Annotated in this window: 18 protein-coding genes; 8 read left to right on the top strand and 10 right to left on the bottom strand. The window is 68.9% G+C overall.

Features of this window, described 5'->3' with window-relative positions; genetic code table 11:
• Window positions 1-3: 3 nt before the first annotated feature.
• The gene (queF, locus tag DTA15_RS30260) at window positions 4-834 is read left to right on the top strand and encodes an NADPH-dependent 7-cyano-7-deazaguanine reductase QueF (protein WP_006487889.1); all 831 of its coding nucleotides are present in this window, start codon (window positions 4-6) and stop codon (window positions 832-834) included.
• 82 nt (window positions 835-916) lie between these two features.
• Here the strand turns inward: queF and DTA15_RS30265 are convergent, their stop codons facing one another.
• The 3 genes from DTA15_RS30265 to DTA15_RS30275 all read right to left on the bottom strand — a co-directional run bounded on the left by DTA15_RS30265 (window position 917) and on the right by DTA15_RS30275 (window position 3,804).
• Window positions 917-1,303, bottom strand: a complete 387-nt coding sequence (locus DTA15_RS30265) for a RidA family protein (protein ID WP_006497391.1) — start codon at window positions 1,301-1,303, stop codon at window positions 917-919.
• A gap of 78 nt (window positions 1,304-1,381) precedes the next feature.
• Window positions 1,382-2,863: an N-acyl-D-amino-acid deacylase family protein gene (locus DTA15_RS30270; protein WP_006487893.1), complete on the bottom strand. Its 1,482-nt coding sequence runs from the start codon at window positions 2,861-2,863 to the stop codon at window positions 1,382-1,384.
• Between the two features lie 2 nt (window positions 2,864-2,865).
• Entirely contained in the window at window positions 2,866-3,804 is a 939-nt protein-coding gene (locus DTA15_RS30275; RefSeq protein WP_006487897.1) for a MurR/RpiR family transcriptional regulator, read from the bottom strand.
• Between the two features lie 119 nt (window positions 3,805-3,923).
• Here DTA15_RS30275 and DTA15_RS30280 point away from each other — a divergent pair, with 119 nt between their 5' ends.
• Window positions 3,924-5,204 (top strand): amino acid deaminase, encoded by a 1,281-nt coding sequence (locus DTA15_RS30280; protein WP_020979402.1) that lies wholly within the window; start codon window positions 3,924-3,926, stop codon window positions 5,202-5,204.
• 157 nt (window positions 5,205-5,361) lie between these two features.
• Window positions 5,362-5,943: a DJ-1/PfpI family protein gene (locus tag DTA15_RS30285; RefSeq protein WP_006487930.1), complete on the top strand. Its 582-nt coding sequence runs from the start codon at window positions 5,362-5,364 to the stop codon at window positions 5,941-5,943.
• A gap of 67 nt (window positions 5,944-6,010) precedes the next feature.
• On the opposite strand, the gene DTA15_RS30290 is transcribed toward DTA15_RS30285, so the two are convergent.
• Together DTA15_RS30290 and DTA15_RS30295 are read right to left on the bottom strand one after the other, a co-directional pair.
• Complete coding sequence (locus DTA15_RS30290; RefSeq protein WP_006487928.1) at window positions 6,011-6,457, bottom strand: MarR family winged helix-turn-helix transcriptional regulator; 447 nt, start codon at window positions 6,455-6,457, stop codon at window positions 6,011-6,013.
• Between the two features lie 58 nt (window positions 6,458-6,515).
• Window positions 6,516-8,111, bottom strand: a complete 1,596-nt coding sequence (locus DTA15_RS30295) for an MDR family MFS transporter (protein ID WP_006487923.1) — start codon at window positions 8,109-8,111, stop codon at window positions 6,516-6,518.
• A gap of 106 nt (window positions 8,112-8,217) precedes the next feature.
• Between DTA15_RS30295 and DTA15_RS30300 the strand changes: the two genes are divergently transcribed.
• Window positions 8,218-9,060 (top strand): EcsC family protein, encoded by an 843-nt coding sequence (locus tag DTA15_RS30300; protein WP_006497394.1) that lies wholly within the window; start codon window positions 8,218-8,220, stop codon window positions 9,058-9,060.
• Here DTA15_RS30300 and DTA15_RS30305 read toward each other — a convergent pair.
• Both DTA15_RS30305 and DTA15_RS30310 read right to left on the bottom strand, forming a co-directional pair.
• A complete protein-coding gene (locus DTA15_RS30305; RefSeq protein ID WP_006497395.1) occupies window positions 9,030-9,992 on the bottom strand; it encodes an alpha/beta hydrolase in 963 nt (320 codons plus the stop codon). The two genes, DTA15_RS30300 and DTA15_RS30305, sit on opposite strands and share 31 nt — an antisense overlap.
• 89 nt (window positions 9,993-10,081) lie before the next feature.
• The gene (locus tag DTA15_RS30310; RefSeq protein ID WP_006487921.1) at window positions 10,082-10,516 is read right to left on the bottom strand and encodes a CHRD domain-containing protein; all 435 of its coding nucleotides are present in this window, start codon (window positions 10,514-10,516) and stop codon (window positions 10,082-10,084) included.
• A 490-nt stretch (window positions 10,517-11,006) separates the two neighbouring features.
• Here DTA15_RS30310 and DTA15_RS30320 point away from each other — a divergent pair, with 490 nt between their 5' ends.
• The gene (locus tag DTA15_RS30320) at window positions 11,007-12,008 is read left to right on the top strand and encodes a hypothetical protein (RefSeq protein ID WP_012492412.1); all 1,002 of its coding nucleotides are present in this window, start codon (window positions 11,007-11,009) and stop codon (window positions 12,006-12,008) included.
• Window positions 12,009-12,038: 30 nt separating this feature from the next.
• Here DTA15_RS30320 and DTA15_RS30325 read toward each other — a convergent pair whose 3' ends face one another.
• The 3 genes from DTA15_RS30325 to DTA15_RS30335 all read right to left on the bottom strand — a co-directional run bounded on the left by DTA15_RS30325 (window position 12,039) and on the right by DTA15_RS30335 (window position 15,597).
• On the bottom strand, window positions 12,039-12,812 hold the full coding sequence (locus DTA15_RS30325) for a class II aldolase/adducin family protein (protein ID WP_006487919.1): 774 nt from the start codon (window positions 12,810-12,812) through the stop codon (window positions 12,039-12,041).
• 243 nt (window positions 12,813-13,055) lie between these two features.
• Window positions 13,056-14,678 (bottom strand): phospholipase D family protein, encoded by a 1,623-nt coding sequence (locus DTA15_RS30330; RefSeq protein ID WP_006487925.1) that lies wholly within the window; start codon window positions 14,676-14,678, stop codon window positions 13,056-13,058.
• A gap of 202 nt (window positions 14,679-14,880) precedes the next feature.
• Window positions 14,881-15,597, bottom strand: coding sequence for a FadR/GntR family transcriptional regulator (locus DTA15_RS30335; protein ID WP_012492411.1), 717 nt, complete (start codon window positions 15,595-15,597; stop codon window positions 14,881-14,883).
• A gap of 128 nt (window positions 15,598-15,725) precedes the next feature.
• On the opposite strand from DTA15_RS30335, the gene DTA15_RS30340 reads away from it, so the two are divergent.
• The 3 genes from DTA15_RS30340 to DTA15_RS30350 are packed head-to-tail and all read left to right on the top strand — an operon-like array spanning window position 15,726 to window position 18,687.
• Window positions 15,726-16,523, top strand: a complete 798-nt coding sequence (locus DTA15_RS30340) for a (Fe-S)-binding protein (protein WP_006484086.1) — start codon at window positions 15,726-15,728, stop codon at window positions 16,521-16,523.
• Window positions 16,520-17,245 (top strand): LutC/YkgG family protein, encoded by a 726-nt coding sequence (locus tag DTA15_RS30345; RefSeq protein WP_006491603.1) that lies wholly within the window; start codon window positions 16,520-16,522, stop codon window positions 17,243-17,245. The genes DTA15_RS30340 and DTA15_RS30345 overlap by 4 nt, the downstream gene beginning before the upstream one ends.
• Window positions 17,242-18,687, top strand: a complete 1,446-nt coding sequence (locus DTA15_RS30350; RefSeq protein WP_006488727.1) for a LutB/LldF family L-lactate oxidation iron-sulfur protein — start codon at window positions 17,242-17,244, stop codon at window positions 18,685-18,687. Before DTA15_RS30345 ends, DTA15_RS30350 begins: the two co-directional genes overlap by 4 nt.
• The last annotated feature ends 36 nt before the right edge of the window (window positions 18,688-18,723 follow it).

Consider the following 18,723-nt stretch of genomic DNA (forward strand, 5'->3'; position numbering starts at 1 on the left):
GCAATGAATCCCGAACAATCCCCGCTCGGCAAGGCCACCGTCTACGCGGCGCAGTACGATGCGTCGCTGCTGTTCCCGATCCCGCGCGCCGGCGCGCGCGAGCAGCTCGGCATCACGTCGGCGCTGCCGTTCTTCGGCACCGACATCTGGAACGCGTACGAACTGTCGTGGCTCAACGCGCGCGGCAAGCCGCAGGTCGCGATCGCGACGTTCTACGTGCCGGCCGAATCGCCGAACATCGTCGAATCGAAGTCGTTCAAGCTGTATCTCGGCTCGTTCGCACAGTCGAAGTTCGACTCGGTCGACGCGGTGCGCGACGTGCTGAAGCGCGACGTGTCGGCCGCGTGCGGCGCGAGCGTGTCGGTCCAGCTGGTGTCGGCGCACGATTTCCGCAAGCTGGAGATGGACGAGCTCGACGGGCTGTCGCTCGACCGGCTCGACCTCGACGCCGACGTGTACGAACCCGATCCGTCGCTACTGTCGGCGGCCGACGGCGAGGACGAAGCACCGGTCGAGGAGACGCTCGTGTCCGACCTGCTGCGCTCGAACTGCCCGGTCACGGGCCAGCCCGACTGGGGCAGCGTGCAGATCCACTACGTCGGGCCGCAGATCGACCACGCGGGGCTGCTGCGCTACATCATCTCGTTCCGCAATCACACGGGCTTTCACGAGCAGTGCGTCGAGCGGATCTTCCTCGACATCATGCGCGCGTGCAAACCGGTGAAGCTCGCGGTGTACGCGCGCTATACGCGCCGCGGCGGGCTCGACATCAACCCGTTCCGCACCAACTACAACCAGCCGATGCCGGACAACGCGCGGACGGCGCGGCAGTAACGGCCACGCGCGTCAAACGAAACAGCCCGGTCGGCTTCAACCGACCGGGCTGTTTCACTGTGCGCGGGGAAGCGTGGCCGCGTTACTTCGCCGGCGCCTTGTAAGCGATGCAATCGACCTCGACCTTGCAGTCGATGACCATGCTCGACTGCACGCACGCGCGCGCCGGCGGGTTCTCGCCGAAGTACGAAATGAACACCTTGTTGAACGACGCGAAATCGCGTGCGTCGTCGAGCCATACGCCGCAGCGCACGACGTGCTCGAGGCCGTAGCCGGCTTCCTTCAGAATCGCGATCACGTTCTCGATCGCCTGCTTCGACTGCGTGACGATCCCGCCTTCGACGACCTCGCCGTTCACCATCGGCGTCTGGCCCGACACGTACAGCCAGCCGTCGGCCTCGACCGCCCGTGCAAACGGCATCACCTGGCCGCCGGTGCCCTTCGCTTCGCCTACGCCATATCGCTTCATCGTTTCACTCCTCACATTTCGGTTACGGATGCACGCGCCGGCTGCTGCGGCGCGCACGGAAGATCGGAATGCGTGCGTTCAGAACGCCGCATCGGCACTGGCCGGCACGCGCTCGCCGCGCGCGACGAAACCGCCGGCGCGCTCGCCGGTCGGTTGGCCGTTTTCATAGGTCAGCACGCCGTTCACCCACACGGCGTCGATCCCGTGCGCGGGCTGCTGCGGCTTCTCGAACGTCGCGGCGTCGATCACGCTCGCCGGATCGAACAGCACCAGGTCCGCGTGATAGCCGACATGCACCTCGCCGCGCTTCGGGATGCCATAGCGACGCGCGGACAGCGACGTCATCTTGCGGATCGCCTCCTCGAGCGGCAGCAGGTTGGTGTCGCGCACGTAATGGCCGAGCACGCGCGGAAACGCGCCCCACAACCGCGGATGCGGCAGCGGATCGTTCGGCAGGCCGTCCGAGCCGACCATCGTCGCCGGATGCGACAGGATCCGGCGCACGTCGTCCTCGGACATGTTGTGGTACATGGCGCCGGCCGGACGGATGCGCTGCGCGGCTTCCTGCTCGGTCACGCCCCAGTCGGCCGCGATCGCCTTCAGCAGCTTGCCCGCGACTTCCGGGTGCGGCTCCGACCACGTGATCGTGATGTCGATGTCGCCCGTCACCTGCTTCAGGTCGAGCGTCGACGAACTGCGGCTGTACGGATAGCAGTCGCAGCCGACCGGCTGGTAGCGGCGCGCGCCTTCGAGCGACGCGAGCACCTCGGTGCTGCGCCCCCAGTTCGACGGGCCCGCGCATTTCAGGTGCGAGATCACGACCGGCACCTGCGCGTGACGGCCGACGCGATAGGCTTCGTCCATCGCGTCGAGGATCGCGTCGAACTCGGTGCGCATGTGCGTCGTGTACAGCGCACCGGAGCGGGCGAGCGGCTCGGCGAGCGCCATCACTTCCTCGGTCGGCGCCGCGAACGCGGAACCGTACGCGAGACCCGACGACAGGCCGAGCGCGCCGTTCGCGAGCGCCTCCTCGAGCTGCGCGCGCATGCCGGCGATCTCGCCGTCGGTCGCCGCGCGGTCGAGGCGGTCCATCTGGTTGTTGCGCAGCGCCGTGTGGCCGACGAGCGCCGCGACGTTCACGGCCGGGCGCGCGTCGTTCACGGCCGCGACGTAAGCGGCGAAGGTCGGGTACTGGAACGCGCCGCGCTCGCCGAGCAGGTTCATCGGGTCGGGCGGGTCGCCCGCGAGCGTCACCGGCGATGCGCTGATCCCGCAGTTGCCGACGATCACGGTCGTCACGCCCTGCGAGATCTTCGGGATCATCTCCGGCGCACGGATCACGTGCGTGTCGTCGTGGGTATGCACGTCGACGAAACCCGGCGCGAGCGCCCTGCCGTTCGCGTCGACGACGTGCTCCGCGAGCCAGTTCGACAGGTTGCCGATCGCCGCGATCAGGCCGTTGCGGATCGCGACGTCGCGCGTGACGGGCGGCGCGCCGGTGCCGTCGTACAGTTGCGCGCCGACGATCAGCGTATCGGCCGCTTCGGGATGCGAATGCATGGTCAGTCTCCTACCGGTTGACGGTCGCCGCCGCCGCGGTGCGCGTCAAGCGCGTGTTTGATGCGGCGCAGCGATTCCCGGCCCGCATCGCCGAGCCGCAATGCGACGCCGGTGACGAGCACGTCGATCGCCATCATCATCGCGTAGCGCGAGGTCGACGGCTTGTAAATGAAATCGGTTTCGAACGCGACGACCGGGATCAGGTGGTCGGCGAGCTTCGCGAGCGGCGACGCCGGCGCGGTGATCGCGATCAGCTTCGCGCCGTAGCGCTTCGCGAGCCGGCAGCTCTCGAGCAGCTCGGGCACGCGCCCGCTCACCGACAACGCGACGACGACGGTGTCGCCCGACAGCGTCGCGGCCACCATCCGCTGCAGCAGGCTGTCCTGGTAGCTCGCGACCGGCCGGCCGAAGCGCACGAGCCGGAAGCGCAGCTCGTCGGCGAGCGCGGTCGAGCCGCCGCCCTGCCCGTACACGTACGTCATCTTCGCGCCGGCGAGCAGGTCGGCCGCCGCGTCGAACGACGTGTTGCGCAACAGCTGGTGATTGTGGGCGAGCGCCACGCGGATCTCGTCGTAGACCATCGACGCGGGACTCGCGTCGTCGGCCGGCGTGTCGTCGGACGGCACCAGGAAGCGCTGGCCGACGGCCGCCGCCTGCGCGACGAGCACCTTCAGTTCGCGCACGTCGCGACAGCCGACGGCCTTCGCGAAACGCGTGACCGTCGCGACGCTGACCTCCGCGTCGCGCGCGAGCGCACCGATGCTCGCATGCGCGGCGCGGGCCAGATCGGCGAGGATGAACGCGGCGACCTTGCGCTCGGCCTCGCGCAACTCGGGCGCGCATTCGGCGATCCGCGCGACGATGTCGAGGACCGGCGGAGCGGCCTGAGCCGGATAGGGCTCGGCGGCTGGCGGAGCGGACGGGGAAGCGGGCGTATTCATCTGCGGAAAAGGATACGAAGCTGGATGTTATTAAATAACATCACCGCGCCGATGCTACTTTCTGTACCATCTGCATGTCAACTTCAGTGCAATGCATAGTGATGATGGAGCGGGATGACATGAAAGTTACAAACTATCAGGAAGCGACGATCGATCCGTTCGGCAAGGGCCTGGGCAATCTGCCGAGCGCGAGCGTGCCGCTCGGCGACGCGGGCCGGCTCGAATGGAACCTGCTCGCGGAAGACGTCAGCCTGCCGGCCGCCGTGCTTTACGAGGATCGCGTCGAGCACAACCTGAACTGGATGCAGGCGTTCGTGCAGAAATACGGCGTCAAGTTCGCGCCGCACGGCAAGACGACGATGGCGCCGCAACTGTTCCGCCGCCAGCTCGACGCCGGCGCGTGGGGCATCACGCTCGCGACCGCGCACCAGACGCAGGCCGCGTATCACGGCGGCGTGCGGCGCGTGCTGCTCGCGAACCAGCTGGTCGGCCGCCAGAACATGACGATCATCGCGGGGCTGCTGTCCGATCCCGATTTCGAGTTCTTCTGTCTCGTCGATTCCGCGGAGAGCGTCGACCAGCTCGGCCGCTTCTTCGGCGCCGCGCAGAAGTCGCTGAACGTGCTGATCGAGCTCGGCGTGCCGGGCGGCCGCGCGGGCGTGCGCGATGCCGCGCAGCGCGAGGCCGTGCTGGCCGCGATCGCGCGCTATCCGGACACGCTGAAGCTGGCCGGCATCGAGCTCTATGAAGGCGTGCTGAAAGAGGAAGGCGAGATCCGCGCGTTCCTGCAGCAGGCGGTCGCGCTCACGCGCGAGCTGGCCGAAGCCGGCCGCTTCGCGCGCACGCCGGCGATCCTGTCCGGCGCCGGTTCGGCGTGGTACGACGTGGTCGCGGAAGAATTCCGGAAGGCGTCCGACGCGGGCTTCGCGGAAGTCGTGCTGCGTCCGGGCTGCTACCTGACGCACGACGTCGGCATCTACAAGAAGGCGCAGAGCGACGTGTTCGCGCGCAATCCGATCGCCCGCTCGATGGGCGAAGGGCTGCTGCCGGCGCTGCAGCTGTGGGCGTACGTGCAGTCGGTGCCGGAGCCCGATCGCGCGATCGTCGCGCTCGGCAAGCGCGATGCGGCGTTCGACGCGGGCCTGCCCGAGCCGGCGCGCCACTTCCGCCCGGGCCGCGACAGCGCGCCGCGCGACGTCGCCGCCACCGAAGGCTGGGCCGTCACCGGGATGATGGACCAGCACGCGTACCTGCAGATTCCGCCGGGCGCGGACGTGAAGGTCGGCGACATGGTCGCGTTCGACATCTCGCACCCGTGCCTGACGTTCGACAAGTGGCGCCAGGTGCTGGTGCTCGATCCGCAATTCCGCGTGACGGAAGTCGTCGAAACGTTCTTCTGACGCACGCCGCGCGCGACGCCGCCCAGCCGCTCGCGCGGGGCGGCCGTCACGCGCGCTTCAATCTGCCGGAGTACACTGCGCTTTCGTCCTCAGGGCCCGTCGCCGCCGTCATGCACGGCGCGACCGGGCCTTCAACGCTGCTTCACTGGAGAAAGCCATGGCCGCGAAGAAGATCCTGTTCCTGACCGGCGATTTCGCCGAAGACTACGAAACGATGGTGCCGTTCCAGGCGCTGCAGGCCGTCGGCCACCACGTCGATGCAGTCTGCCCGGGCAAGCGCGCGGGCGACAAGATCAAGACCGCGATCCACGATTTCGAAGGCGACCAGACCTACACCGAGAAGCCCGGCCACCAGTTCACGTTGAATGCGGCATTCGACGACGTCGATGCGGCGCGCTACGACGCGCTCGCGATCGCGGGCGGCCGTGCGCCCGAATACCTGCGACTCGATCCGAAGGTGATCTCGCTCGTGCGCGAGTTCGCCGAGGCCGGTAAGCCGATCGCGGCGATCTGCCACGCGGCGCAACTGCTCGCGGCCGCCGACGTGATCCGCGGCAAGCGCATTTCGGCCTACCCGGCCTGCGCGCCGGAAGTGAAGCTCGCGGGCGGCGAATACGCGGACATCCCGGTCGACGCGGCCGTGACCGACGCGCCGTTCGTCACCGCGCCCGCGTGGCCTGCGCATCCGGCCTGGCTCGCGCAGTTCCTCGCGTTGCTCGGCACGCGCATCGAGCTGTAAACCGTCACCTGATCAGAATGAAATGAAGCGGCGGCCGGCGGCGCTCAAGTACCGCCGGCCCCGCGCATCAACGCGCGACCGGCGTCGACCCGACATCCGCGATCCGCGATTCCAGCATCGCGAGCGCACCCGACAGCGCATTCAGCACATCGTCCGGCAACTGCGCCATCGTCTGGTCGAGAAACGCCTTGCGGCGCGGCAGGCACGCGTCGAACGCCGCGCGGCCGGCTTCCGTCAGCGTGACGTTGGTCACGCGGTTGTCGCGTGCGTCCGATTCGCGCTCGATCCAGCCGAGCGCGTCGAGCGACTTCAACTGGCGCGTGAGCGCGCCCGGATCGATGCGCAGCACTTCGACGAGCTTCTTCTGCGACGCATGCCCGTCCATCGTGTGCAGCGCGACCATGATGCGCCAGCGCGGCATCGGCTGCCCGACGTGCGCTTCGAACGCGGTCATGAAGGCGCGATACGTGCGTCCGAATTGCTGCAAGATCGCGACGCGGTCCTGTTCTTCCATGCGCTGATTTCGTTCCGGTGAATCGTTGAGTCGTCGAATCGCTCGATCGCGTGACCGGTCAGTCGGCCGCGACGTGCGGTTCGATCTTGCGCCGCAGCGCGATCGGCGGCACGCGACGGCACTGCCACACCGACACCACGGCGACGACGGCCGCCATCGCGACCCCCAGGTGAATCGCGCCGACCAGCGATTCGCGGGCCGCTTCCAGCAGCAGCGCGCCATTATGCCCGGCACGCGTCAACTCCGCGACGAGACCGCCCTGCGCCGCGCGATCGATCAGGATCTGCGGATCGGCGAGCCGCGCGTGCCACTGCATCGCGTGGTCGGCGGACAGCGCGTTGCGCACACCGCTCGAATACATCTGGTTGACGAGCGTGCCCGTCAGCGCGGTGCCCAGCATCCCGCCGACCATCCGCAGCGACTGCAAGAGCGCCGTCGCGATGCCGAGATGCTCGCGGCCGGCCGTCTGCTGCGCGAACACGGTGAGGTTCGGCAACACGAAACCGAGCCCGATGCCGCCCGCGACCATCAGCGCCATCAGCATCCAGGCCGGCGTCGTGTGGGTCGCCACGACGATGCCCGCGCACGCGACGGCGAACAGCACGAAGCCGACGTGCAGCATCGCGTTCGGATTGCGGATGCGCGTGACGACGCGGCCGTTCATGATGCTGCCGATGGTGATGAACACGACGAGCGGCGTGATCACGAGCCCGGCCTCCTTCGGCGACATCCCGAAGCCGCCCTGGAACAGCAGCGGCGCGTAGAACAGCAGCGAGAACATCGAGAAACCGGCGAGGATCGCGAGCACGAACAGCGCCGACAGCGCACGGTTGCCGAACATGTCGAACGGCAAAATCGGCTGCGCGCAGCGTTTCTCCCAGTGCCACAGGCCGACGCCCGCCACGACCGCGACGACGAGCAGCAGCGACGCCCAGCTCATGACGCCGTACTTCGGCAGCCATTCGACGAACAGTTGCAGCGCACCGAGCGACAGCGCGATCAAGAGCGCGCCCGGCCAGTCGAGCCGCATCTTGCGATCGTGTTCGACGTGGCGCAGGTGCGGCAGGTAGCGCCACACGAAAATCAGCGACAGGATGCCGATCGGCAGGTTGACGTAGAACACCGAGCGCCAGCCGAACGACTGGGTCAGGAACCCGCCGAGCGACGGGCCGACCGCGTTCGCGATGCCGAACGCGGAACTCATCAGCACCTGCCAGCGCAGCCGCACGACGGAATCGGGGAACAGATCGGGAATGCACGCGAACGCGGTGCCGACCAGCATCCCGCCGCCGATTCCCTGCAGTCCGCGCGCGAGCACGAGGGTCAGCATGTCGTTGGCCATCCCGCACAGCACCGACGCGCCGGTGAACACGACGATCGACGCGATCACGAACGGCTTGCGGCCGTAATAGTCGCCGAGCCGGCCGAAGATCGGCACCGTGATCACGGAACTGAGCAGGTACGAGGTCGCGACCCACGCGTACAGGTCGAAGCCGCGGAGTTCGGCGACGATGGTCGGCAGCGCCGTGCCGACGACCGTCTGGTCCAGCGCGACCAGCATGGTGACGAACGAGATCCCGATCATCGCCAGCAGCGACTCGCGGAACGGCAGGACTTGCCCGCTCGAATGGTGGGCGGCGGTGTGAACGGCCATTTTTTGTCGATGCAACTTTTGCCGAGTCAAAGAATCTCAAAATTCTAGCATGCCGGAGTAATCTAGGCTGGCGATGGTTCAGGGCCCGCTCAGGCCAAGGAGAAAGATGGAACCGATTTCAATCACCCCCGCGACGGCGCTGTCGCCGGAGGATCGGGACGCGCTGCGGCGCGCGAAACAGGTGCTGGAAAGCCCGTCGCTGACGATGAAGCTGACGGGCGTGCTCGGCGCGCCGGTCGAGAAGATGATCGCGCGGCTGCCGGACTTCGCGACCGGCAAGATCAACGACGCGACGCAGCTCGCGCTGCGCAAGTGCCTGAACATCGCGCTGCGCACGCTCGGCAAGCCGCAGGCGCCGGACGCGGAGCCCGAGAAACCCAGCAACCTGCTGCACAAGCTCGCGGTCGCGACGACCGGCGCGGCGGGCGGCGCGTTCGGTTTCCTCGCGCTGCCGGTCGAGCTGCCGGTGACGACCACGCTGATCTTCCGCTCGGTGTGCGACATCGCGCGCAGCGAGGGCGAGGACCTGACGTCGGTCGATACGCAGTTGCAGTGCCTGGCCGTGCTCGGCATGGGCGGCAACCCGGACAAGCAGGAGGAAGACGCCGATCTCGGCTATTTCGTGCTGCGCGGCGCGCTTGCGCAGGCGATCTCGAAGGCGTCGTCGGACATCACGGCGAAAGGCATCGCCGCGCACAGCTCGGCGGCCGTGTTCAAGCTCGTGCAGACCGTGGCCTCGCGCTTCTCGGTGCAGGTGACCGAACAGATGGCCGCGAAGTCGATCCCGGCGATCGGCGCCGTGCTCGGCGCGACCGTCAACACGCTGTTCATCGACCACTTCCAGCAGATGGCGCACGGCCACTTCACCGTGCGCCGGCTCGAACGCAAGTACGGCTCGGTGGCCGTCAAGGCCGCCTATCAGGCGATCGACGCCTCGCCCACGCGCTGAACCGCGCGCTCGACCGCGACGCGGCGCAGGAACGCGGCCGCGCGGTCGAGCGCGTCGCGCGCTTCCGGCACCATCGGTGCGTACAGCTGCCACACGTGCGGCATGTCGGGCCACACCTCGATTTCGACCTGAACGCCGGCCGCCTTTGCCTTCTCGGCGACGCGGCGTGAATCGTCCAGCAGCACCTCGGTGCTGCCGGCCTGGATGTACAGCGGCGGCAGGCCCGTGAAGTCCGCGTAGAGCGGCGATGCGTACGGATTCGTCGCGGGCTCGTCGCCGAGATACAGCTTCGCCGCCTTCGGCAGCGCCGCGGCCGCGAACATCGGATCGACGCCGTCGTTGCTGCGCATCGTGCCGCCGGTGCCGGCCAGGTCGGTCCACGGCGAGAACAGGATCGCGCCGGCCGGCAGCGGCTCGCCGCGATCACGCAGCGCGACGAGCGTCGCGAGCGCGAGGCCGCCGCCCGCCGAATCGCCGCCGAGCACGATCGACTCGGGCGGCGTGCCGAGCGCCAGCAGTTGCCGATAGGCGGCGAGCGCATCGTCGAGCGCGGCGGGGAAACGGTTTTCGGGTGCGAGCCGGTAGTCGAGCGAGAACGAACGGACGCCCGCGCGCTTCGTCAGGCCGAACACCAGCGGTCGGTGGGTCTTCGTCGAACAGAAGTAGTAACCGCCGCCGTGGAAATACAGCAGCGTGCGGCCGGGCCCGCGGCCCGCGCCCGTGTCGGTGCGCTCGAGCCATTCGCCGCGCAGCGGCGCGTCCCCGGCGCCGTAGCACTGCCGCAGCCGGTAGCCTGACGGCGGGCGGCGCGGCACGAACATCCGCAGGTCGGTGAAGCGCCGGGCACGCGCGGGGTCGAGCACCTCGCGCATGGTTTCCGGACGAAACTGCCAGCGCAGCAGCCAGCAGGCGAACTTGCTTTGCCAACTCATCGGACGCACTCCGTCATCGCAGTGTGACGATGGTACGTGCGAACGCTCCCGCGTCGCTCGACAGGTGCCTCTATATCAAACGCCGGCGCTCAGTTCGCCGGCATCACCTGGCCGCGGATCTCGCCGGACGGGTGTTCCTTCGTATGAATGTTGAAGTACCACTTGCCGCCCATCAGGTCGGTGACCTGCGCGTCGGTGAGCGCCTTCGAACCCTTGATCGGGCTCGCCAGCTCGTCCTTCGGAATCGGCACCTGCACGCCGGCGTTCTGGCCGACCGGCGCGGGCCCGTGGAAATGCGCGGCCGTCGCCGGCCCCGTGAGGTGTTCGTAAGTAACCGTCCACTGCAGCATGTGGGTGGCCGTGTCGTAGGTGGCGGCGACGGCGCCCGAGCCCTTGGTCGCCGTCGGCGGCACTTCGCTCGACGGCTGCAGGCTGGCGGACAGGCGCACCGTTTCGGCAGCGGCGCTGCCGGCCGCCAGCACGCCCGCGCATAACGCGACCTGGAGCAAACGCAGCTTGAGCATGGATTCTCCTTGTACGACGTGGTACGCCGCCCGGGCGGCGGCGTCACCCGTGATGGTAGTCGATCGGCGCCCGCTCCGGCAGCCTGCCGAAACCTGGAAGAGACCTTTGCAGCACGGCCCCTGAATCCGTGCACGGCCTTTCGCTACACTTCGTTTCACAGTTGCTTGTTTCCTTCGTCCGAAGGAGTCTGCGAGTATTCACGCGGCCACCCCGGCCGCGTTTTTTTTGCGTGTCTCGAACGGCAAGCGGAAATGCCGCGCGCGAACGCCGCGCTTTGGCCCTGCTCATCATCAAGCAGGACGAATCATGCTTCGTCGCGCACACGTCGCGATCGAAACGCGTGTCGACCAGTACCGCAACCCGCATGTTGTCCCGATGTGCGTAATACGTTATTGCGCGCAGCCGGGTCGACACGTGTTTTCGTGCGCAGGACAATGACCGCGTGTTGTCGTGACTGGAAAGAAGTGAACCGTGCCGGCCCGTCTCCCGATGCCCTGCCCGACCCGCCCCGCCCGTGTCCGCCCGCTGGTGGCCGGTCTCTGCTCCGTCGCCGCGCTCTACGGCGCGCCCGCCGACGCACAGGAGTTCGCGCTGTTCACCGGCCCGCTGTGGGGCGGCGGCCAACGCACGTATTCCTGGGCGTTCGATTACCAGGAAGGCTTGAGCCCGCATACCGCGCTCGGCTTCACGTGGTACAACGAAGGGCACATTCCGAATCATCACCGCGACGGCCAGGCAGTGCAGTTCTGGGGCCGCGTGCCGCTCGCGAACCGCCGCCTGGTGCTGTCGGCCGGCGCGGGCCCGTATCGCTACTTCGACACGGTGCCGGCCGCCGAAGGCCGCGGCTACTCGAATACGCATGGCTGGGGCGTGCTGATGAGCGTGCGCGCCGCGTACTACACGTCGCACCGCTGGATCGCGCAGCTTCAGGTCAACCGCGCGCAGGTGTTCGGCGGGCCCGACACGACGTCGGTGATGTTCGGCGTCGGCTATCAGCTCGATGCACCCGACACGCCGGGCCCGCGCGACACCGCGCTGCCGCGCACGCGCAAGGTCACGCACAACGAAGTCACGGCGATGCTCGGCGAGACGATTCTGAACAGCCGCTCGTCGCCGTCGACGCTCGGCGGCAGCATCGAATACCGGCGCGGCCTCACGCGTTCGCTCGACTGGACCGCGACGTGGATGTACGAAGGCGCGAAGCAGTCGGTTCGCCGCAACGGGATCGCGTCCGAGCTGTGGCTCACGCGCGCGTTCCTGAACGACAAGGTCACGCTGTCGGCCGGGGCCGGCGCGTATTTCACCGTCAACCAGCGCAACCGCGAAGGCCAGCCGGGCCCGGGTGACGGCCGGTTCTCCGGCATCGTGTCGATCTCGGCCAGCTACCGGATCTCCGACCGCTGGCTCACGCGCGTCACCTGGAACCGCGTGGTCACGCGCTACGACCGCGACACCGACGTGATCCAGGCCGGCGTCGGCTACCGGTTCTAGCCCGGTGCCCTCACCGGGCTACCGCCCGCGTCACGCGCGGTAGCCCGGATCGATCCGGTCGACGATACGCTGCAGCGCGTCGAACGCGTCCTGTCCCGCGCCATGCTTCGGATCGAAATTCAGCGAATCGCGCACGCACCCTTCGAGCACTGGCGGCGCGATCGGCAATGCGTCGCCGATCGCATGCGTCGCGACCTGCACCTCGCATGCGCGGTTGAGCAGCCACATCAGCGAAAACGTCTGCGCGAGCGTCGCACCGATCGTCACCGGTCCGTGGTTGCGCAACAGCAGCACGGGCCGCCCGCCCGCACTCCCGACGATGCGCCGGCCTTCCTCGAGATGCACGGTGATGCCTTCGAAGTCGTGATACGCGATCTTCCCGTACAGCTGCGCCGAATAGAAATTCGAGAACGACAGCCCGTCGCGCGAACAGCACACGGCCATCGTCGGCGTCGTGTGCACGTGCATCACGCAGTGCGCATCGGGCAGCGCCGCATGGATCGCGCTGTGGAACGTGAAGCCGGCCGGATTGATCGGCCAGTCGGAGTGACCGATCACGTTGCCGTCGATGTCGATCTTCACGAGATTCGACGCGCATACCTCGCGGTAATGGAGCCCGAACGGGTTGATCAGGAAATGACCGTCCTCGCCCGGCACGCGCAGCGAGATGTGGTTGTAGATCAGCTCGGTCCAGCCGAGATGATCGAAGATGCGGTAGGCGGCCGCGAGCTGCACCCGCGCCTGCCATTCGGCTTCGGAGAAGCGCGCGGGACGCGTGAACGGCTGGTTCGGTACACGTTGCATGAGGAACTCCGGTTGCGGGGGCGCGCGGCCCCGGGCGAATGGCGGCGCGCATCGTCCATCGTGTGCCGGCGCCGCGCGCGGTGCGTACACGCCCGTGCGGCGGCACGCCGTTCGGCGCGTTCCGGCCCGCATGGTGCGAGCGGACCGGCGGCGCCCTCACGATTCACATATCGTTGCGCGCACAACCATATCACCTTTCCCCGCGCACCGGTATCGCGGGTTTTGCCGGAGCCGTTCCCGCCCTTACAACTGGTCGTCGACCGGCAGCAGCGTGAAGATGCCCGTCATCACGTTGCGCAGCAGCCCCGCATGCGGGTCGACGTGATAGGTGGTGGGCTGGCCGCCGTCGGCGCCCGTCCATTCGAGCGCGGGCGGGCTGCCGTCGGTCCGCTTCGCGAGCGTGACGCGGTAGCTTTCGTCCGGCTGCGTCACGCGCGCGAAGATCGCCGCGGCCTGCTGCGCGAGCACCGGGCTGTGGATCACGAGCGCGAGCTCGGTGTTCAGGTACGCGGAACGCGGGTCGAGGTTCAGCGAGCCGATCACGAGGATTTGCCGGTCGATCACGTACGCCTTCGCATGCAGGCTCGCGCGCGAGCGCGAACCGAACAGCCGCGCGGGCAGCTGGTCCGGCTGCGACTTGAACTCGTACAGCTCGACGCCGCGCTGCAGCAACGGCACGCGATACGGCGCATAGCCGGCCTGCACCGCGACCGCGTCGGTCGCCGCGAGCGAATTCGTGACGATCGCGACGCGCACGCCGCGCGCGGTCGTGTCGCCGAGGATCTTCACGCCGGCGTCGTGCGGCACGAAGTACGGCGAGAACGCGAGGAATTCCTTCTGCGCGCCGCGCGTCAGCTCGGCCAGCCGCTGCATCGGCGGGCTCACGTAGGTGCCGGTCGGCCGCGCGACCTTGTCCGGCGCATCGACCTCGAATTCGGCCGGCGCCCACACGAGCTCGAGTTCGTCGCGCGCGATCTGCCGGGCGAGCGGCGTCGCGTTCAGCGGTTTCGCGTTGTACGGATCGGCGTTCTTGCGCCAGTGGTCGCGCAGCTCGTCGCGCATCGCGTCGAGATCCTTCGGATCGAACGTCTGATGATTGAGCACGCGCAACGGATAGCTGCTCGCGCTCGCCCAGTAGTCGTCGAAGCTCTTCGAGATGTCGTTCGTCACCGGGCCGGCCGCGAGCACGTCGAGATCGCGGAACTGCAGCGTCGGGCTCGCGCTGAAGTATTCGTCGCCGAGATTGCGGCCGCCGACGATCGCGATCTGGTTGTCGGCGATCATCGCCTTGTTGTGCATCCGGCGCGTGAAGCTGTCGATCCGCGTGAAGAAGTTGGTCGTGCGCTCGACCATGCCGCGCTGCGACGCGCCGAACGGGTTGAACACGCGGATCTCGATGTTCCGGTGCGTATTCAGCGCGGCCATCACGCGGTCGATATCGTCGAAGTTCAGATCGTCGACCAGCATCCGCACGCGCACGCCGCGATCGGCCGCGTACAGCGCGGCGCCGAGCAGCAGCTTGCCGGTCGTATCCTCGGTCGCGATGTAGTACTGCATGTCGAGCGTCTTCGTCGCCGCTCGCGCGAGCGCGATGCGCATCTGCAACGCGATGGCGCCGTCGGCGAGCAGCCGGAAGCCCGACTGCCCCGGATGCGCGGCTTCCGGCGCGGCCAGCGCATCGCGCAGCGGCGTCGCGGTATCGGCGGACAACGCGTGGGAGACCGGGCGATCGAGCGAGGTGGCGGGCGGATGCGTCGCGCACGCGGCGAGCGGCAGCAGCGCGCAGACGACCAGCGCGCGGGCCTGGCGGCAGGCGGCGCGCCACGACAGCGCGACCGGTGCGCGCCGGATCAAGGACGTGAGCACGGAAGCTTCCTCGACAGTCGGATCAATGGGCACGTCATCGCCGCGGCGCGCGGCTGACAAGCGGTTCCGGTCGATTCTAGTAGGCGCCCGACGAACCGGTCAATCGCGCGGGCCGCGCAGCCGCGCCGCGCGCCGGGCAGGGTGGCGCGCGATGCGCGACCGGCCGCCGCGCGGGCTGCCGCCGTCACTGGTCCGACCAATCTCACGACGTATCGCCGCTGCGTTCGAAATGGCTGCGCACGTAGTCGATATGCGTCTGCATCGCGGTGCGCGCCTCCTCGGGCCGCTGCGCGCAGATCGCCTCGCACACGACCCGGTGCTGCAGCAAGAGCAACTCGGATGCCTGCTCGTCCTCCATCGTCATCCCGGCAACGTTGATCGAAATGTGCTCGCGCAACATTCCGATCACGCTCGTATGCAGGTGCAGGAACATCGTGTTGTGCGACGCGAGCGCGATCGCCTCGTGCAGCTTCGCGTCGGTCGCGGCCTCGACGGCCGCGTCGTCGTTCGCGTGCGCGGTTTCGAGCTCGCGCAGCAGCGCGCGGATCCGGCGCCGGTCGTTCGCATCGGCCCGCAGCGCGGCGAAATAGGCGGTCGCCCCTTCCAGCACGCGGCGGAATTCGAGGATGTCGTCGCGCAGCGCCGGATGATCGGCGACCAGTTGGCCCCACGGCGACGCGATGCCGGCGCGCAACTGGTCCGTCGCGTAGACGCCCGCGCCGCGCCGGCTCTGCAGCAGCCCGCGCGCGACGAGCCGCTGGGTCGCCTCGCGCACCGTATTGCGCGCGACGCCGTACTGCTGCGCGAGCACGCGCTCGGCCGGCAGCCGCGCGCCGGCCGGCCACGTGCCGTCGAGCAGCGCCGTCTCGATCTTGCGCATCACCACTTCGGTCCGGCCCCGTGCCGTCATCGCTGCCATCGTCGCGTCTCCCCGCGGAATGCGTGCCGCGCCGATTGGCCCAACCAATTTGAGCTACAGCGCGGACGCGGGAATTATGCAGCGAAATCGACGCTCCGCATGCCGGGCCGTCGCCTCTGGAGCGAGACATGAACTCAAGGCCGTACCCCACCGCCCCCGCGCACGTCTATCTGTTCGCGACCTGCCTGGTCGACCTGTTCGTCCCCGAAGCGGGGCTCGACGCGGTCCGCCTGCTGGAACGCGAGGGCCTGACGGTCCACTATCCACGCGGCCAGAGCTGCTGCGGGCAACCGGCCTACAGCAGCGGCAACCCCGACGAAGCGCGCCGCGTCGCGGCCGCGCAGCTCGACCTGTTCGCGCAACCGTGGCCGGTGATCGTGCCGTCCGGCTCGTGCGCGGGCATGATCCGGCACCACTGGCCGGCGCTGTTCGCCGACGATCCCGTTCACGGCCCGAAGGCGCGCGCGATCGCGGAGCGGACCTACGAACTCGCCGAATTCCTCGTCCACGTGCTCGACGTACGGCTCGACGCGATCGCGGCCGGCGCCGGGCCCGACGAACGCGTCGTGCTGCACACGTCGTGCGCGGCGCGGCGCGAGATGGGCACGCGCGTGCACGGCGTCGCGCTCGTCGACGCGCTGCCGGGTGTGACGCGCATCGAACACGAACGCGAATCCGAATGCTGCGGCTTCGGCGGCACGTTCTCGCTGAAGCATCCGGACATCTCCGGCGCGATGGTGCGCGACAAGGTCGCGTCGGCCTGCGCGACCGGCTGCGACCGGCTCGTGTCCGCGGACTGCGGCTGCCTGCTGAACATCGGCCACGCCGCGGCCAAGGCCGGCGCGCCGCTGCCGGTCGAGCATCTCGCGAGCTTCCTGTGGCGCCGCACGGCCGGCGCCGGCTCGCTGCGCGGAGAGTCGCAATGAGCGCGCGCAACGCGATCCTCGCGCGGCTGCGCGCAGCCGCCCCGGATGTCGCAACGAACGCGGCCGCTGCACTCGACGCGCGCATCGACACACACTACGCGGCACGGCGTACGCGGGTCGCGCCCGATCCTCTGGCGCTCGCGCAGACGATGCAGACCGCGCTCGCCGCCTCGCACGCGGACGTCTGGTGCGCGAGCGCCGACGCATGGCCCGCGCAGCTGGCCGCGCGGCTCGCCGACGCCGGCGTGCGCCGCCTGCTGCTCGACCCGGTCCGCGCCGAATCCGCGGCGCTCGCCCGCGCGCTGCCCGAGACGGTCGCACCCGTACCGTTCGACCGGCCGATCGACGCATGGAAGGCCGAACTGTTCGACACGATCGACGCCGGCTTCACCGTCGCGCGCTCGGGCATCGCGGCCACCGGCACCGTCGTGCTCGCGCCCGATGCCGGCACGCCGCGCACGGTGTCGCTAGTGCCGCCGCTGCACATCGCGCTCGTTCACGCGAACACGCTGCACGCGGACCTGCACGCCGCCGTGCACGCGGAGCGCTGGCAAGCCGGCATGCCGACCAATCTCGTGCTGGTATCGGGCCCGTCGAAGACGTCCGACATCCAGCAGACGCTCGCCTATGGCGCACACGGCCCGCGCCGCCTGTGGGTCGTGATCGTCACCGATTCGGCCGCGCCGCCGGCCGCCCCCGCCTGCGAGGACCTGCCGCGATGAGCAACCACCCGCTGCAATTCGTCGCCCCCGGCGACTTCAAGACCCGTGCGCGCGCCGCGCTCGACGATCCGGCGCTGCGCCAGAGCTTTCGCGGCGCGATGGACTTCCTGCAGGGCAAGCGTGCGACGCAGTTCCCCGACGACACCGAGCTGCAACGGTTGCGCGATCTCGGCGAAGCCGTGCGGCAGCATGCGCTCGCGCAACTGCCCGTGCTGCTCGAACGGCTGGAGACGAAGCTCACCGAAGCCGGCGTGCACGTGCACTGGGCCGAGACCGCCGCCGACGCGAACGCGATCGTGCTCGGCATCGCGCAGGCAAAGAAGGCGCGCCGCGTGATCAAGGGCAAGTCGATGGCGAGCGAGGAAATCGAGCTGAACCATTACCTCGCGGAGCACGGCGTCGACTGCATCGAATCCGACATGGGCGAATTCATCGTGCAGCTCGCGGGCGAAAAGCCGTCGCATATCGTGATGCCGGCGATCCACAAGACCCGCGGCGACATCGCCGAACTGTTCGCGGCGCACCTGCCCGGCACGCGCTACACGGAAGACGTCGACGAACTGATCCAGACCGGCCGGCGCGCGCTGCGCCGTGCGTTCGCCGAGGCCGACATCGGCCTGTCGGGCGTGAACTTCGCGGCCGCCGACACGGGCACGCTGTGGCTCGTCGAGAACGAAGGCAACGGCCGCCTGTCGACGACGGTGCCCGACACGCACGTGGCGATCATGGGAATCGAGAAGGTCGTCGAGAAGCTCGAGCACATCGTGCCGCTGTCGAGCCTGCTCACGCGCTCGGCCACCGGCCAGGCGATCACGACCTACTTCAACCTGATCTCCGGCCCGCGCCGCGACGGCGAACGCGACGGCCCGCGCGAGCTGCATCTCGTGCTGCTCGACAACGGCCGCACGCAGGCGTACGCGGACGAACAACTGCGCGCGACGCTGCAGTGCATCCGCTGCGGCGCGTGCATGAATCACTGCCCCGTCTATACGCGCATCGGCGGCCACGCGTACGGCACGACCTACCCGGGCCCGATCGGCAAGATCATCTCGCCGCACCTGCTCGGCCTCGACGCGACGGCCGACCTGCCGACCGCGTCGACGCTGTGCGGCGCCTGCGGCGAGGTGTGCCCGGTGCGGATCCCGATCCCGCAACTGCTCGTGCGGCTGCGCACCGAAGCGAACCGCAAGCCCGACGAGCCGGTCGCGCATCCGTTGCGCGGCCAGGGCGCGAACTACCACCGCGCGGAAGAACTCGTGTGGCGCTTCTGGTCGGGTGCGTTCGCGCATCCGCGTGCGTACCGCGCCTTCCGCTGGACCGCGACGCGCCTGCGCGCGCTGACGCCCGCGAAACAGATGGGCTGGACGCAGCACCGCACGCCGCTCGAACCGGCGCCGCGCAGCCTGTCCGACCTGCTGCGCGCACGCGGCCAGCCCGAATAGCACCCGCTTTCAAACCCGTACCCCGATAAATCCATG

Origin of the sequence: Burkholderia cenocepacia (assembly GCF_900446215.1) — a bacterium.
GTDB classification, from domain to species: Bacteria; Pseudomonadota; Gammaproteobacteria; order Burkholderiales; family Burkholderiaceae; genus Burkholderia; species Burkholderia cenocepacia.